Origin of the sequence: Prevotella illustrans, assembly GCF_017426725.1 — a bacterium.
Taxonomy (GTDB): domain Bacteria; phylum Bacteroidota; class Bacteroidia; order Bacteroidales; family Bacteroidaceae; genus Prevotella; species Prevotella illustrans.
On sequence record NZ_JAERMS010000017.1, the window covers coordinates 21889 to 36028 of the forward strand.

A 14140-nucleotide genomic window follows, 5' to 3' on the forward strand; every position below is an offset into this window, starting at 1 on the left:
TAACGCCAAAAAAGCCAAATATAAAGGTATAAGAAGCTTTCTTAAAAGATCGTTTATAGAAGATATGACGCTCTGAAAGAACTGATTATAAAATATGTTGCTATTATCGAGCACAGACAATATATCCACTATGACTCATTACTTCAAGCAGATTGTGCTAATATTAATACCGCAAATTGTGATTCAAGGTTATTCATTCTCTCTTTGAAAGTACCGATACATGATCTATTTTGTCAATCTTTTATCATGTTTTCGTCGCAAAAAAAATGATGCAAATAGCGTAATCATCGCCGCCTTTTTCACTATTTGGGGCTGAAAACGCCCCTATGATGGCATGATTTTTATGTTTTAATGGGTCATTGTTATGCTTTTATCACCCCAAAGCTATGCTTTTAGCGCGTCAAAGTTATGCTTTCGCAAGGTAAAAGGGCCACTATGAGCGGGTAAAAGCTATGCTTTGACGAGGCCGGAAGGGGCAAATCGCAGGGGCAATTTAGATAAACGACTGATTATCAAACCAATACTAAAACTGCCGTAGAATCGCGTATTTCCGGCCAAAGTCTGATTATTTTGAAATAATGCCACTTTTTTCAGCCTTTTGTAAATTTATTTCAGCCCCACAGAGAGCATAAAATTATCTTCACGCTTTTTATAACAACTGCTGTTGCTGAGTGAATAAAAATAGACAAATCCCTATCTTTTGAGTGCATGAAGGCAAAAGGGCGATATTTAACGGGGCCTGATTGCGCGCGAAAAACATAGTCGGAACGTGATGAATTCCCCAGAAATAATCGGCTGTTTCGTGATTACAGATTTTCTTTTTGCGCCAAATTGACATTTAAAGCCGCCATTTTGGCATACAATTTAGTATAGGAATAACCTTTGATAACTTGAGAGTGTAGTTCGCAAAGAATTATACAAATCTATCAATAAGACATATATCATTAAGAAAGGAGATTAAATATGACATTCGACAAGTTTACAATTAAAGCGCAAGAAGCCATACAAGAAGCGGTGAATATTGCGCAACAAGCCGGCCAGCAAAGCATAGAGTCTATTCATTTGCTTGCCGGAGTAATCAATAAAGGGAAAGATCTTACCAACTTTATGTTTCAAAAGCTTGGCATCAACAGCCATGCTATCGAAACCGCCGTACAGCAAGAGATTGCCCATTTACCGAAAGTGCAAGGAGGACAGCCCTACTTCAGCAACGACGCGAATACCATTCTGCAACACGCAATGGATTATTCCCAGAAGTTAGGCGATGAGTTTGTGAGCATCGAACCGATGCTTTTGGCTATTCTGAACAGCAATAGCGCCGCCGGACGGATACTGAAAGACGCGGGCATGACCGAGAAAGAGGCCATGAAGGCCATCCAAGAACTGCGTCAGGGACAGAAAGTACAAAGCCAAAGTGGCGACGAGAACTATCAGGCTTTGCAGAAATACGCCATCAATCTGATAGAACGGGCCCGACAGGGGAAGCTCGATCCGGTAATCGGACGTGACGATGAGATTCGCCGTGTGTTGCAGATTCTGAGCCGACGCACCAAGAACAACCCTATATTAATAGGTGAACCGGGAACCGGAAAGACGGCTATCGTAGAAGGATTGGCCCAGCGAATCGTCCGTGGCGACGTGCCGGAGAACCTGAAAAACAAGCAACTCTACTCGCTCGATATGGGCGCGCTCGTGGCAGGAGCCAAGTATAAGGGCGAATTTGAGGAGCGGCTCAAGGGCGTTATCAAAGAAGTGACCCACGCCGAGGGCAATATCATCCTCTTCATAGACGAGATTCACACGCTCGTAGGTGCCGGAGGAGGCGAAGGAGCAATGGATGCGGCCAACATATTGAAGCCTGCTTTGGCCCGGGGAGAGCTGCGGGCCATCGGCGCTACGACCCTGAATGAGTATCAAAAGTACTTTGAGAAGGACAAAGCGCTTGAGCGTCGCTTCCAGACGGTGATGGTTAATGAGCCCGATGAGCTTGACGCCATCAGCATTCTCCGTGGTCTGAAAGAACGATACGAGAACCACCACAAGGTAAGAATACAGGATGACGCCTGCATCGCCGCCGTCAAATTGAGCGAACGCTATATTTCCGACCGCTTCCTGCCCGACAAAGCCATCGACCTGATGGACGAAGCGGCGGCCAAACTGCGCATGGAACACGACTCCGTGCCCGAGGAATTAGACGACTTAGAACGTCAACTGAAGCAGAAAGAGATTGAACGCGAGGCCATCAAGCGGGAAAACGACACCGACAAACTGGCCCTTTTGGATCGTGAGATAGCCGAACTGAAAGAGAAAGCCAACGCTTTCAAGGCTAAATGGGAAAGCGAAAAGACGCTCGTCAACCGGATTCAGCAGGATAAACAACAGATAGAGAACCTCAAGTTTGAGGCTGAACGGGCCGAACGGGAGGGTAACTACCAACGCGTTGCGGAGATTCGGTATGGCGAACTGACCCGATTGGCCGATGATATCAAAGCCATTCAGGCCCAACTGGCTTCAACCCAGCAGGGCGAACAGATGGTACGGGAGGAAGTAACGGCCGATGACATCGCCGAAGTGGTCAGCCGTTGGACGGGTATACCGGTCAACCGAATGCTGCAAAGCGAACGGGAGAAGTTGCTCCATTTAGAGGATGAACTCCACAAACGGGTCGTCGGACAACAGGAAGCCATCACGGCCGTGAGCGACGCGGTAAGACGCAGCCGTGCCGGACTGCAGGATCCGAAGCGCCCGATTGCCTCTTTCATCTTCCTCGGAACGACCGGTGTCGGCAAGACAGAGCTGGCTAAGGCGCTGGCCGAATACCTTTTCAACGATGAAAACATGATGACGCGCATCGACATGAGCGAGTATCAGGAGAAATTCAGTGTCACCCGCCTCATCGGAGCGCCTCCCGGATATGTCGGTTACGACGAAGGCGGCCAGCTGACGGAGGCCGTTCGGCGCAAACCGTACAGCGTCGTGCTCTTCGACGAGATTGAAAAAGCCCATCCCGACGTGTTCAATACGCTGTTGCAGGTACTCGATGACGGACGGCTGACCGACAACAAGGGGCGAGTGGTGAACTTCAAGAACACCATCATCATCATGACGAGCAACGCCACGCGTGAACAGCTTCGCCAGTTGATGCGTCCGGAATTCCTCAACCGTATCGACGACATCATCACCTTCAAGCCTTTGACCAAGGAGGAGATTGCCCGCGTGGTGGAAATGCAGATGAACCGTGTGAAGACCATGCTTGAGCCGCAAGGCTACAACCTGCAATGGACGCCCCAAGCCATTGAAACGCTGGCCGAGGCAGGCTACGACCCGCAGTTCGGCGCCCGTCCTGTGAAGCGCGCCATTCAAGACATGGTGCTCAACGAACTGAGCCGCAAGATTCTAAGCGAGGAAGTTACGCGTGAGAAACCTATTCTCATCGATTCCTTCGGCGAAGGTCTCGTTTTCAGAAACTAAGGCTTTGATTCTCTTATATATACAGAAGGATGTGTCATTTTGGCACATCTTTTTTTATACGCTCCAAACAGCCTTTTTTCAATTCAAAAGATTATCTTTGCAGTCATGATGCACTTCATAGATTTGATCTTGCTGGCCGTTGCCCTAAGTATGGACTGCTTCACGATATCCATCATCAGCGGCGTCACCCTGCGCCGCAGGCTGTGGCCCGCCATTCTCCGCATGTCATTCCTGTTTGGCTTTTTCCAAGCGCTCATGCCGCTGTTGGGCTGGTTGGGCACCACCCGCTTCAGCCGCTACATTGAGGCTTACGACCATTGGATAGCCTTCGGCCTGCTGGCGTTTCTGGGCGGGCGCATGATTCGCGACTCGTTCTTGCCCGAAGCGTCGAAGACTTTCGACCCCGTAGGGCTCAAATCGCAACTCTTCCTGGCCGTGGCTACCAGCATCGACGCCTTAGCCATCGGTATCACCTTCGCCTTCACGGGCTATCATACACTCACCGATCTCACGCTCCCACTGGCCGTCATCGGCTTCACCTCGCTGCTTTTCAGTATCATGGGCAACCTGCTGGGCATACGGTTTGGCAAGCGCATCTGCCGACGTGTCAGGCCCGAGCTTATCGGCGGCCTCATCCTCGTGGTCATCGGCTTCAAGGTTCTGATTAGCCACCTGTGTCAATAACGGTCAATCAGCCGGCATGAAGAACGGGTTGAAAGGGGATTATCAAACGTATTGGAAAGAGAAAAGTCGCAATAACTTTCGAATTGAAAGAGCTTGACATCCGTCAAGAAATATCACGCTTTCACGAATATCATGCGTTGGGATTTTGAGAATCAGGTTTCTTCTTCTTAACTTTGCCCACGGTTTCGAGAGAGACCGTCAGGATAATCAGACCCGAAGAGTGGGTCTGGATTTAGGATAACAATTAAAGGGCGCTGCCGGACAGTGCCGATAGGAGATTAAGAAAATGGAAAGATTAACACAAAATGTAAAGAATGGATTGAGAAAATTTGCCGCTTCTTACGTAAAGGCAATGACGCTATACGGTGAAGCTATTCTCGCCAGCAAGGGTATCGCTTAATGAGCATACCGATCGATTAGAAAATAATTTGGTAAAAAAATAGTCCCTCCACGGTTTTGAAGCCATGGAGGGATTTTTGTTTGATAAGGGATAAGCCCGATTGCTATGCTTCGGTCTTCTTGGTTTGCCGAATGAAGAAAAGGATGAGGCAGACATAGGCGACGAGTGAGCAGATTTCTGACAGCGGATTGGCCAACCAACTCTCACTGACGGGATTGAAGCCTCCGAAGCGCAACAAGGCACTGACCACGCCCATGAGGGCGCCGCCGGCAATGAAACCGCTGGCAATGAGAGTCCCCTTCTCGCCACGGGCCTGATTCAGAGCCTCATTCTTGCTGCGTGTCGTCACAAACCAGTTGACGGCTCCGCCCACGAGAATGGGCACGTTGAGTTCCAACGGAATGAACATACCCAAGGCGAAGGCCAGCGCGGGAATCTTGCAGAACGTGAGAATGATGGCAATGAGCGCGCCAATGCCATACAACACCCAGGGGGCGCCGGCCCCATTCATCATCGGTTCGATAACGGCCGCCATGGCGTTGGCCTGCGGCGCGACAAGATGGCCGGTCTGATTGGGGTCGAAACCGTAGGTGTCGTTGAGCAACATCATCACTCCGCCTACTGTAGCGGCACTGACCAACGTGCCCAGAAACTTCCAGGTCTCTTGCTTTTTGGGCGTGGTGCCGAGCCAGTAGCCTATCTTCAGGTCGGTGACAAAACTGCCGGCCATGCTCAACGCGGTGCAGACGACGCCACCCATAATCAGCGCGGCCACCATGCCTCCGGCTCCATTGAGCCCTACGGCCACCATGACGACACTGGTCAGGATGAGCGTCATCAGCGTCATACCCGACACGGGATTGCTGCCCACGATGGCAATGGCATTGGCAGCCACGGTCGTGAAAAGGAAAGCGATGAGCGCTACCAGCAGGATAGCCACGATGGCATAAAGCAGGTTGTGCATCACGCCCAGCCAGAAGAAGACGAAAGTGACGGCGATGGCCGCCAATGAACCGATGGCTATAATCTTAAACGAAATGTCGCGTTGTGTGCGAATCACTTCCTCGCTGCCATTACTCTTTCCACCCATTTCTTTCGCGGCCAGTCCGACGGCACTCCGAATAATGCCCCAGCTCTTGATGATACCGATGATACCGGCCATGGCGATGCCGCCTATGCCAATACTCTTGCCGTAAGTAGAGAAGATTTGTTCGGGTGTCATGGCGCCGACAGCCGTCGTCACGGTCGTTCCCCCGATATTCAGAATGGTGTCGGGGAAGAGTAAAGCCATGCCGGGCACGATGAGCCACCACACGGCAACCGAGCCCATGCAGATGATGAAGGCGTATTTCAGGCCGATGATATAGCCCAAGCCCAGCACGGCGGCACCCGTATTGACCTTAAACACCAGTTTGGCATGGTCGGCCAACTGCTGTCCGAAGCCCACGACACGCGTCGTGAAGTTCTCGTTCCACCATCCGAAGGTGGCAACGGCGAAATCGTAAAGACCGCCCACAAGGCCCGAAATGAGCAAAGGCCTGGCCTGGTTGCCGCCCTTGGCGCCCGAGACGAGCACCTGCGTCGTGGCCGTCGCTTCGGGGAAGGGGTATTTGCCGTGCATGTCGCTGACGAAATACTTGCGGAATGGAATCAGGAAAAGAATGCCGATAATGCCGCCGAGGGCCGAACTAAGAAAGATTTTAAAGAATGAGGCGGTCATGTCGGGGTACTTCGCCTGCAGGATATAGATGGCGGGAAGCGTGAAGATGGCACCGGCCACTACGGCTCCCGAGCAGGCGCCGATACTCTGAATGATGACGTTTTCGCCCAAAGCCTTGGAGCGCTTGGCGGTCGTAGACGCGCCGACGGCGATGATGGCGATGGGGATGGCGGCCTCGAAGACTTGCCCCACCTTCAAGCCCAGATAGGCCGCGGCCGCGGAAAACAACACGGCCATGACAATTCCCCACGATACCGACCACAAGTTAACCTCCGGATAAACCTGCCGAGGCGACATGACGGGTTCATACTGCTCACCACTTTTCAACTCCCGAAAGGCATTTTCAGGCAATTGGATTGATTGTTTTTCCTGTTTTTTCATAATGATTTTTACAAGTTTAATTGCAAAGTTAAAGCAAATGGGTAGAAAACCAAAATAATTATTGTAACTTTGCACCCAAATATATAAAACAAATGGGACATCACAATTTAGATTCTTTAGACAGAAAGATCCTCAGACTTGTGTCGGAGGATGCACGGATTCCGTTCTTGGAAGTTGCGCGTGCATGCAATGTGAGTGGCGCCGCCATTCATCAGCGTATGCAGAAATTATCAAACCTCGGTATAATCAAGGGGTCTCAATTTATTATCGATCCGGAGAAGATTGGCTATGAGACCTGCGCTTATATTGCTTTATACCTGAAAGATCCTTCGGATCATGATCGGGTAATCAAGGCGTTGAAGAAGGTTCCCGAAGTGACAGAGTGCCACATGACAACCGGTGGTATGGACTTATTTATCAAGCTGTATGCCCGTAACAACCATCACTTGATGGAAATGATTCATGACGAGCTGCAGCCACTGGGCCTGTCGCGCAGCGAAACGATTATCTCTTTCAGTACTTCGTTCGACCGTCAGTTGCCCATCTCATCTATCGAAGAAAGATTGGCCAAGGAAGAAACCGAAGATGACGGTGAGATGATAAAGGATTAATCCTCCTGTGGGAAAACGAAGAAATCCTGCAACCCGTATTTGCGCCGGTTGCAGGATTTCTTTTTTATTTATCTTTCGGTCGTTGCCGAAGTGTGGTTTCATAAGCGGTTCGGAATAAGTTTTTCTCTAAAGAGCGATTCGCGTCTACCGGAAACCGGCGTGGCGTGAGCCGTAGGAACGTGATTCATCATGTTCCGCCCGGGCAATCAAGCCGTGACGTTTGCCCGGGTTGGGCAAGGCTGCCGTCATTTGCCGGGACGTTTTTCCGAACCCCGGCATTTAACATCTGTTTTACTTTGACGTTTGCCGAACTCCGACATTTAACACCTGTTATACCTTGGCGTTTGCCGAACCTCGGCATTTAACATCTGTTTTGCTTTGACGTTTTCCGAACCCCGGCAAATCTCCCGTCATATGCCGTGATGTTTGCCGAACTTCGGCAAGACCGCCGTCATTTGTCGGGACGTTCCGCCTTGGTAATTAAGCATTAAACGCTGTTGGCTTTAGAAAAAACTTATTCCGAGCCGTGGGCGCATGTTCTTTCGTAGTCTGCGAAGTCGTAGTCATAAGCGTGTTTCTCGTCTTTGTCGTGATGTTCTCGGGTTCTCGGTGTCCAGTCGTCATAGGGCGGAAAGAAAGCGTCGGCCTTTTGGGGCGTGTCGTCAATCTCCGTCAGGTAGAGACGATCGGCCAGTTTGATGGCTTGGGCATAAAGAGTGGCGCCGCCGATGATGTAAATGTCTTCATCAGGGCGGCAGTGTCTGAGCGCTTCCTCCAGCGACAGGAAGCATTCGCAGCCCGCAAACTGCCGTGGGGCGCGACTCAGTACGATGTTGCGACGGTTGGGCAAGGCGCCCTTGGGTAATGATTCGAAGGTGCGGCGGCCCATGATGATGGTGTGGCCGGTGGTGAGTTGCTTGAATCTTTTCAGATCGTTTGGCAACCAATACAGAAGTTTATTCTCGAAGCCGATGGCTCTGTTGCGGGCCACGGCAGCTATCATGTTGATGTGCATGTTACTTATACGGATACTTGGGCCGGGATATGGGGCCATGGTTGATAGTCGGTCAGTTCAAAGTCCTCGTAGCGGAAGGCGAAAAGGTCTTTCACGTCGGAATTCAGTTTCATGACAGGCAGCGCCCGCGGCGTGCGGGTCAGTTGCAGCCGGGCCTGCTCCAGATGGTTCAGATATAGGTGGGTGTCGCCCGTCGTATGGACGAACTCGCCCGGTTTGAGTCCCGTTACCTGCGCCATCATCATGAGCAACAGCGCGTAGCTGGCTATATTGAAAGGCACGCCTAAGAACGTGTCGGCACTGCGCTGGTAGAGTTGCAGGCTAAGTTTGCCGTCGGCCACGTAGAATTGGAAGAGGCAGTGGCACGGTGGCAGTGCCATTTGGTCGACTTCGGCAGGATTCCAGGCCGAAACAATCATGCGGCGGGAGTCGGGCGTGTGTCTGATCTGGTCCAGAACGTTCTGGATCTGGTCGATGGCGCTCCCCTGGTAGTCGGGCCACGACCGCCATTGGTGGCCATAGACGGGGCCTAGCTCGCCGTTTTCGTCGGCCCATTCATTCCAGATTCTTACACCGTGTTCCTGCAGATATTTCACGTTGGTGTCGCCTTTTAGAAACCACAGCAGTTCGTAGATAATGCTCTTCAAGTGTAGTTTCTTGGTGGTGAGCAAGGGAAAACCATCTTCTAAGTTGAATCTCATTTGATGACCGAATACCGACAGGGTGCCGGTGCCGGTGCGGTCGCCTTTTTGGTGACCCTCCGTCAGTATGCGGTCAAGTAATTCTAAATATTGTTTCATTGCTTTATGATTTTATTTTCAATATAGGAATAAGTGGTTGTAAGTGACTGCTTTTGATTTTCCACTCCTGTGGAAAGAGATTATTGGCCCTGTTGCCGATGTTCTTTGCGAAGCCGAGTGGCTGTCCTTGATAGGTGATTAGAATGATTCCGCGGGGAGCTTGCGGGGAAAGGGTGATCGCTTCGCGACGCAGATAGGCAATGGCTGTGGGGTAGTCGATGTCGACAGCGGTGTAGCGGTCTTTGTCGGGTAGGATAGAGAGCGCCATTGATATATCGGGCATTAAGTCTTTGCCTTTCTGCTGCGGCGCGTTGATGCCATGGGTCAGGACGCGGAGTCCTTCCAGGTCTTTCTCTTTCCAAGCGCTCAGTGGCTTGTCAGGCGTGGGAAAGACTTCTTCCGCGGTTCCCCGTTTTCTCAAAACGGCCAGAAAGAGGCCTTCGCCACGGGTCTTTCCGGGAATGAAACGGTACATCGGATGATTGTCTGTCAGACTTCCCGTGATGTTCCATTCGGGCTTGGTGGGGATGGAAACAAAGTCGGCACCCAGTTTTTGGGCTATCCGGTTGACGTTTTCCTCGTTTTCGTGCGCGTTGAAGGTACACGTGGAGTAGATGAGATAGCCGCCGTCGTTGAGACATGGCCAGATGTCGCTGACGATTTCGCGCTGTAATCGGGCACATTTCTCTACATTGGCGGGGCTCCATTCCTCAATCGCGTTTTCGTCTTTGCGGAACATTCCCTCGCCGGAGCAGGGCACATCGGCGAGAATAACGTCGAACTTGAGCCTTGTTTTCTGATAGTCACGGGCGTAGTTGTTCGTTACGTATATGTCGGGATGACCGAATTTCTGAATGTTTTCAGTGAGAATCCGGGCCCTAACCTGCATGGGCTCGTTGCTGAAGAGCACACTTCCCGGAGGAAGCGCCGACATGGCACACGTTGATTTGCCACCCGGAGCGGCACAAAGGTCGAGCATGTGGACGGGAGAACGGACCAGTTGCCTGATAACATGGGCAACAAACATGGATGAAGCTTCCTGCACATAATAGGCTCCGCAGTGCAAGAGCGGGTCGAACGTGAAGTTGGGGCGGTCTTTCAGATAGACACCCTGGTCGCACCAGCCTACCGGTTCATAGTCAATATCCATGTCAAAGCAGGCCGTTTTGAAAGGATTCAGACGGATGCTGATCGGTGGAGACGACGCAAGCGCTTGCTCAAGGCATGAATAGAGTTCATTGCCCATCAGTCCGCGTGTATATGTAACAAATGCTTCGGGAAACTTCATATTGCTTGCAAAAATAAGAAAATAATATAGTATGTAGCCATCCGGACTTCCATATTTTAGAAAAAATGTGGTTACTTTGCAACCAGAGTCCTTTGCTTTGCGTCTAAACAATAAATCATTTGATAAAATCAATAGAAATGAAAAAATATTTTGTAACCCTGATTTTGAGTTTTATGCTGGGAACAGTTGCGGTCAACGCAGCTCCTAAGCACCGTCATCACCCTGTTGCCACGGCCGTGGCTGACTCCTTAAACAATGGCATAGAGGCCTATTCTGACACTTCGAGCGTCGCTGCCGGAGAAGATACGGCCGTTGTAGATGGAGATTTCGAATCCGATTGGGAGGACACATCGGATGCGCGGTTTCTGAGAAATCTCTTTACCGGTGTGGTAAATGCCGGTGGTGTATGGCTGGCCCTGTTGATGATCGTATTTGTTTTTCTGTTACTACTTTCCCCCTTCGTTATATTGGCGCTGATTATTCGTTTTATGCTGAAAAAGCATAATGACCGGGTGACCATTGCGCAGCAAGCCATGGCGTCAGGACAGCCTGTTCCTGAAGCCGTAAAGCCGGTGGATAAGCATACCGATTCGTTTCTTTGGCAGAAAGGCGTGAAGAATGTGTCGCTGGGTGTGGGCTTGGCCGCGTTCTTCTCTTTCCTTGGCGCTTCGCCTTTGGTTGGCATCGGCTTTTTAGTAGCGTGCTTGGGAGCCGGTCAAATCTATATTGCCAAGAAATCATCGCGTCATGATAAGACGAAAACAGACGAAGGTCAAACTCCTGAATTCTGATAAAAGTTGAAAGAATTGGACGATATCTCTCTCGTTACGCAGGTGGCTGTGTTTCATAACCGCAAGGCTTTTGACAAGCTGGTTATGAAATATCAGTCACCTATACGGCGCTTCTTCCTCAACCAAACTTTGGGAGATGGGCCGTTGAGTGATGATTTGGCCCAAGAATGTTTTATCAAGGCTTATGTAAATATTACGCAATTCAAGGGCTTGTCGGGCTTTTCCACTTGGCTGTACCGTATCGCCTACAATGTGTATTATGACCATGTGAGGCGAAATAAGCTGACTTCTGACATCGATACGGTCGAAGTGAGACGAATGAACGCGGGACAGTCGGTAATAGGAGAGCGGATAGATATTTACGGAGCGCTTGAGATTCTTTCCGAAACAGAGCGTACTTGTATCACATTACAATTGATGGAAGGGCAGCCTATTGATAAAATTGCCGACATCACGCATTTCCCGCAGGGTACGGTGAAGTCGCATTTGTCGCGCGGTAAACAAAAACTTGCAATCTATTTAAAGCAGAATGGATATGAAACTAAATGATGAACAATTGGTAGAGCAGTTCTTTGCTGAGCATATTGTGGAGATTGCGGACAACGGTTTTACGAAAAAAGTGATGAAACGGTTGCCTCAATCCGCTTTGCGGTGGAACAAACTGTGGACAGCAGGATGTTGGGCTGCTGCCATTCTTCTGTTTTTCCTGTTGGATGGCATCAACTCCGTCAAGGCAGCTTTTATACATGTGACCGGAGATTTATTGGGAATGTTGGCTTCTTTCCAGTTTGACAGCTTTTCTCCTTTCATTATCTACTTAGGCATTTTGTCCACGACGGCCGTCATTGCTTACAATGTCATTGAGAATTCAAACTAATCTTTGCAACGTCATGGGGACTTATTGAACCAGAATATAGTCGTCATCGGAATCTTCATTCTGCTTTTTGGAGGGACGCTGAGGCTTGTCAAGCAGTTTCCCATCTTTGTCTAACAGACCGTAAGTGGTCTTGATTACCCTGAATTCCGTGCGCCGATTCAGTTGGTTACATATCTCTTGATTGTCTTTTTGTTGCTTTTCTATAAAGCTTTCTGTCAGCGTGTCGCCGGTTTTGAGCCATTGATATTTCTCTGAAAGTTTGCGGTTTACGCTTTTGGGAATGCTCTTTCCGTAACCTTTAGCTACGAGACGCTGTTTTTCAATACCTTTTTCTATAAGATAATTGATGACGGATTCTGCTCTGCGTTGAGAGAGATGCAGATTATATTCGGCTGTTCCCCGATAGTCGCAATGGGCTCCCAATTCTATGACCACGTGTGGATTGTCGTTAAGAAGTTGTACAAGTTTGTCGAGAGCCTGCGATGATTCGGGCCTTAGTGTCGCTTTGTTGAGATCATAGAAGATATTGTCGATGAGCACCGGAGCCGTGATCGAAGCCAAAGGGAACTGCAATACGTGCTCCTCGCTTTCCTTGCTCCTCTCGATATGTATCTCTTCCTTGTGATTGAGATAACCTTTACAAGTAGCCAACATAACATAGTCAACTCCCGGTTGAACCTCCTGCGTAAACGAACCGTCACCTTTGACACCCACTTTCACATTGGTTCCATCATTGCCGACCAAGTAGACCTGTGCCTGTGGCAGTTCATAGCCGTCCATTTCATATACCCAACCTTTGACTGTTTGGATGATTTCCGGGTTCTCAAAAGCGTAAAGATGGTCCCATCCATGGCTGTCGTTTCTGTTGGAAGCAAAAAATCCTTTATTCTTAAAGCCTTCGAATGTCATTCCGAAATCATCTGCCATACTGTTGAGGGGGTACCCCGGATGGATGATTTTGTAGTGTCGACGCGTGTTGTCGTATCGGGCAATGAATATGTCCAGTCCTCCCATGCCGGGATGGCCGTCACTTGAAAAATACAGATCACCGTTAGGTCGAAATGTCGGGAACGCTTCGTTGCCTGGCGTATTGATCGGAGGGCCTGGATTTTCCATGCCTCCCAGTCCACTTTCGGTTATTCTGACGCGCCAGATATCCAGCCCTCCCATGCCTCCGGGCATGTCGCTCGTGAAGTAAAGCCATTTTCCATCGGGCGAAATGGCAGGGTGGGCGAAAGACGAAAGGGTGTCATGGCTGATTTCTAATTTTGTAGCTTTACTCCATTGGGCGTCCTGCCGGGTGGCTGTCATGAGTTGCGCGGAGCGCGGATAAGTAGGATCGACGGCGCATTGTGTAAGATACATCGTTCGCTGATCAGGAGAAAAGACACACGCTCCTTCATCGAATGCCGTGTTCAATTCGCCTTCTACCGCCACGGGTTTCTTCCAATAACCTTTGCTGTCTTTCTCACTTCTGAAGATATCGCCCGATTTTGTTCCCGTGATACCATTGTTGTTAGCTCCTTGGGCGTCATCTCGTGTGGAGGTGAAATAAAGATATTCCGATTGGTCTCCCATGAGCATGGGACAATATTCTGCCCTTTTCGAATTGAAAAGAGCCATTTTTTTTACTTCATAACGGCTGCCGGCCTTCTTCCATTGGGGTGCCATTCGAGCCGATATGAGACCGTTGGCAATGAGCAGAGAGTCGTTGTTATGTTCTGTTTGTAAAGCAATAAAAAGCTTTTCTGCCTCCTTGTATTGACCGTTTTTGAGTAATAAACGACCCAAACGCAGCTGTTCGTCGCCCGTCAATTTACGATATCGTCCGGCATTATGGTAGGCTGCGATCGCTTTCTGCGTCAGATTGATTTTTTCATAGCACAAGGCCATCCGCTCTGCGATCATGCCTCGTTGTTCCCGTTTCTTGGCAGGAGTTTTCTGATAGGCCTGCTTAAATTGAGTGCCCGCGTCAAAATACTCACCCAAGGCCAGGTGTTCTTCACCTTTTTTGAGATTCTGTTCGGCGCCACAACCTGTCAGAATGAACAGGAAAAGCGCCAACCCTATTTTAAAGTAGCGGATCTTCATCGTGATAATAA

At 49.8% G+C, this 14140-nt stretch carries 11 protein-coding genes; 6 read left to right on the forward strand and 5 right to left on the reverse strand.

The genetic code is table 11. From position 1 onward, the window contains the following. Positions 1–963: 963 nt before the first annotated feature. Together clpB and JHU38_RS06750 are read left to right on the forward strand one after the other, a co-directional pair. Positions 964–3471 (forward strand): ATP-dependent chaperone ClpB, encoded by a 2508-nt coding sequence (clpB, locus tag JHU38_RS06745; protein WP_107581170.1) that lies wholly within the window; start codon positions 964–966, stop codon positions 3469–3471. A 108-nt stretch (positions 3472–3579) separates the two neighbouring features. Beyond that, positions 3580–4155 carry a manganese efflux pump MntP gene (locus JHU38_RS06750; RefSeq protein ID WP_107582300.1) on the forward strand — a complete coding sequence of 192 codons (576 nt, stop codon included), beginning with the start codon at positions 3580–3582 and terminating at the stop codon, positions 4153–4155. 503 nt (positions 4156–4658) lie between these two features. Here the strand turns inward: JHU38_RS06750 and JHU38_RS06755 are convergent. Further along, positions 4659–6656 (reverse strand): OPT family oligopeptide transporter, encoded by a 1998-nt coding sequence (locus JHU38_RS06755; protein WP_107581169.1) that lies wholly within the window; start codon positions 6654–6656, stop codon positions 4659–4661. A gap of 92 nt (positions 6657–6748) precedes the next feature. Here JHU38_RS06755 and JHU38_RS06760 point away from each other — a divergent pair, with 92 nt between their 5' ends. Continuing rightward, the gene (locus tag JHU38_RS06760) at positions 6749–7267 is read left to right on the forward strand and encodes an Lrp/AsnC family transcriptional regulator (RefSeq protein ID WP_107581168.1); all 519 of its coding nucleotides are present in this window, start codon (positions 6749–6751) and stop codon (positions 7265–7267) included. Between the two features lie 514 nt (positions 7268–7781). On the opposite strand, the gene JHU38_RS06765 is transcribed toward JHU38_RS06760, so the two are convergent. From JHU38_RS06765 to JHU38_RS06775, 3 genes are read right to left on the reverse strand one after another with little or no spacing between them, the layout of a single operon-like run. Beyond that, complete coding sequence (locus JHU38_RS06765) at positions 7782–8282, reverse strand: dihydrofolate reductase (protein ID WP_107581167.1); 501 nt, start codon at positions 8280–8282, stop codon at positions 7782–7784. 5 nt (positions 8283–8287) lie between these two features. Continuing rightward, a complete protein-coding gene (locus JHU38_RS06770) occupies positions 8288–9082 on the reverse strand; it encodes a thymidylate synthase (RefSeq protein WP_107581166.1) in 795 nt (264 codons plus the stop codon). 4 nt (positions 9083–9086) lie between these two features. Next, positions 9087–10370 carry a methyltransferase RsmF C-terminal domain-like protein gene (locus JHU38_RS06775; protein ID WP_107581165.1) on the reverse strand — a complete coding sequence of 428 codons (1284 nt, stop codon included), beginning with the start codon at positions 10368–10370 and terminating at the stop codon, positions 9087–9089. A 173-nt stretch (positions 10371–10543) separates the two neighbouring features. On the opposite strand from JHU38_RS06775, the gene JHU38_RS06780 reads away from it, so the two are divergent. From JHU38_RS06780 to JHU38_RS06790, 3 genes are read left to right on the forward strand one after another with little or no spacing between them, the layout of a single operon-like run. Next, the gene (locus JHU38_RS06780) at positions 10544–11161 is read left to right on the forward strand and encodes a DUF6249 domain-containing protein (RefSeq protein ID WP_107581164.1); all 618 of its coding nucleotides are present in this window, start codon (positions 10544–10546) and stop codon (positions 11159–11161) included. Between the two features lie 6 nt (positions 11162–11167). After that, entirely contained in the window at positions 11168–11710 is a 543-nt protein-coding gene (locus JHU38_RS06785; RefSeq protein WP_107581163.1) for an RNA polymerase sigma factor, read from the forward strand. Beyond that, positions 11691–12038: a DUF5056 domain-containing protein gene (locus JHU38_RS06790; protein WP_107581162.1), complete on the forward strand. Its 348-nt coding sequence runs from the start codon at positions 11691–11693 to the stop codon at positions 12036–12038. The genes JHU38_RS06785 and JHU38_RS06790 overlap by 20 nt, the downstream gene beginning before the upstream one ends. Before the next feature lie 21 nt (positions 12039–12059). Here the strand turns inward: JHU38_RS06790 and porE are convergent, their stop codons facing one another. Then, the gene (porE, locus tag JHU38_RS06795) at positions 12060–14129 is read right to left on the reverse strand and encodes a PorE family type IX secretion system protein (RefSeq protein WP_107581161.1); all 2070 of its coding nucleotides are present in this window, start codon (positions 14127–14129) and stop codon (positions 12060–12062) included. Positions 14130–14140 lie beyond the last annotated feature (11 nt).

Excerpts from the sequence above, each read along its gene's own strand:
- JHU38_RS06755 (WP_107581169.1), bottom strand. The coding sequence starts at position 6,656 with ATGAAAAAACAGGAAAAACAATCAATCCAATTGCCTGAAAATGCCTTT.
- JHU38_RS06780 (WP_107581164.1), top strand. The coding sequence starts at position 10,544 with ATGCTGGGAACAGTTGCGGTCAACGCAGCTCCTAAGCACCGTCATCAC.
- JHU38_RS06750 (WP_107582300.1), top strand. The coding sequence starts at position 3,580 with ATGCACTTCATAGATTTGATCTTGCTGGCCGTTGCCCTAAGTATGGAC.
- JHU38_RS06760 (WP_107581168.1), top strand. The coding sequence starts at position 6,749 with ATGGGACATCACAATTTAGATTCTTTAGACAGAAAGATCCTCAGACTT.
- JHU38_RS06775 (WP_107581165.1), bottom strand. The coding sequence starts at position 10,370 with ATGAAGTTTCCCGAAGCATTTGTTACATATACACGCGGACTGATGGGC.
- clpB (WP_107581170.1), top strand. The coding sequence starts at position 964 with ATGACATTCGACAAGTTTACAATTAAAGCGCAAGAAGCCATACAAGAA.
- JHU38_RS06790 (WP_107581162.1), top strand. The coding sequence starts at position 11,691 with ATGGATATGAAACTAAATGATGAACAATTGGTAGAGCAGTTCTTTGCT.
- JHU38_RS06770 (WP_107581166.1), bottom strand. The coding sequence starts at position 9,082 with ATGAAACAATATTTAGAATTACTTGACCGCATACTGACGGAGGGTCAC.
- porE (WP_107581161.1), bottom strand. The coding sequence starts at position 14,129 with ATGAAGATCCGCTACTTTAAAATAGGGTTGGCGCTTTTCCTGTTCATT.
- JHU38_RS06765 (WP_107581167.1), bottom strand. The coding sequence starts at position 8,282 with ATGCACATCAACATGATAGCTGCCGTGGCCCGCAACAGAGCCATCGGC.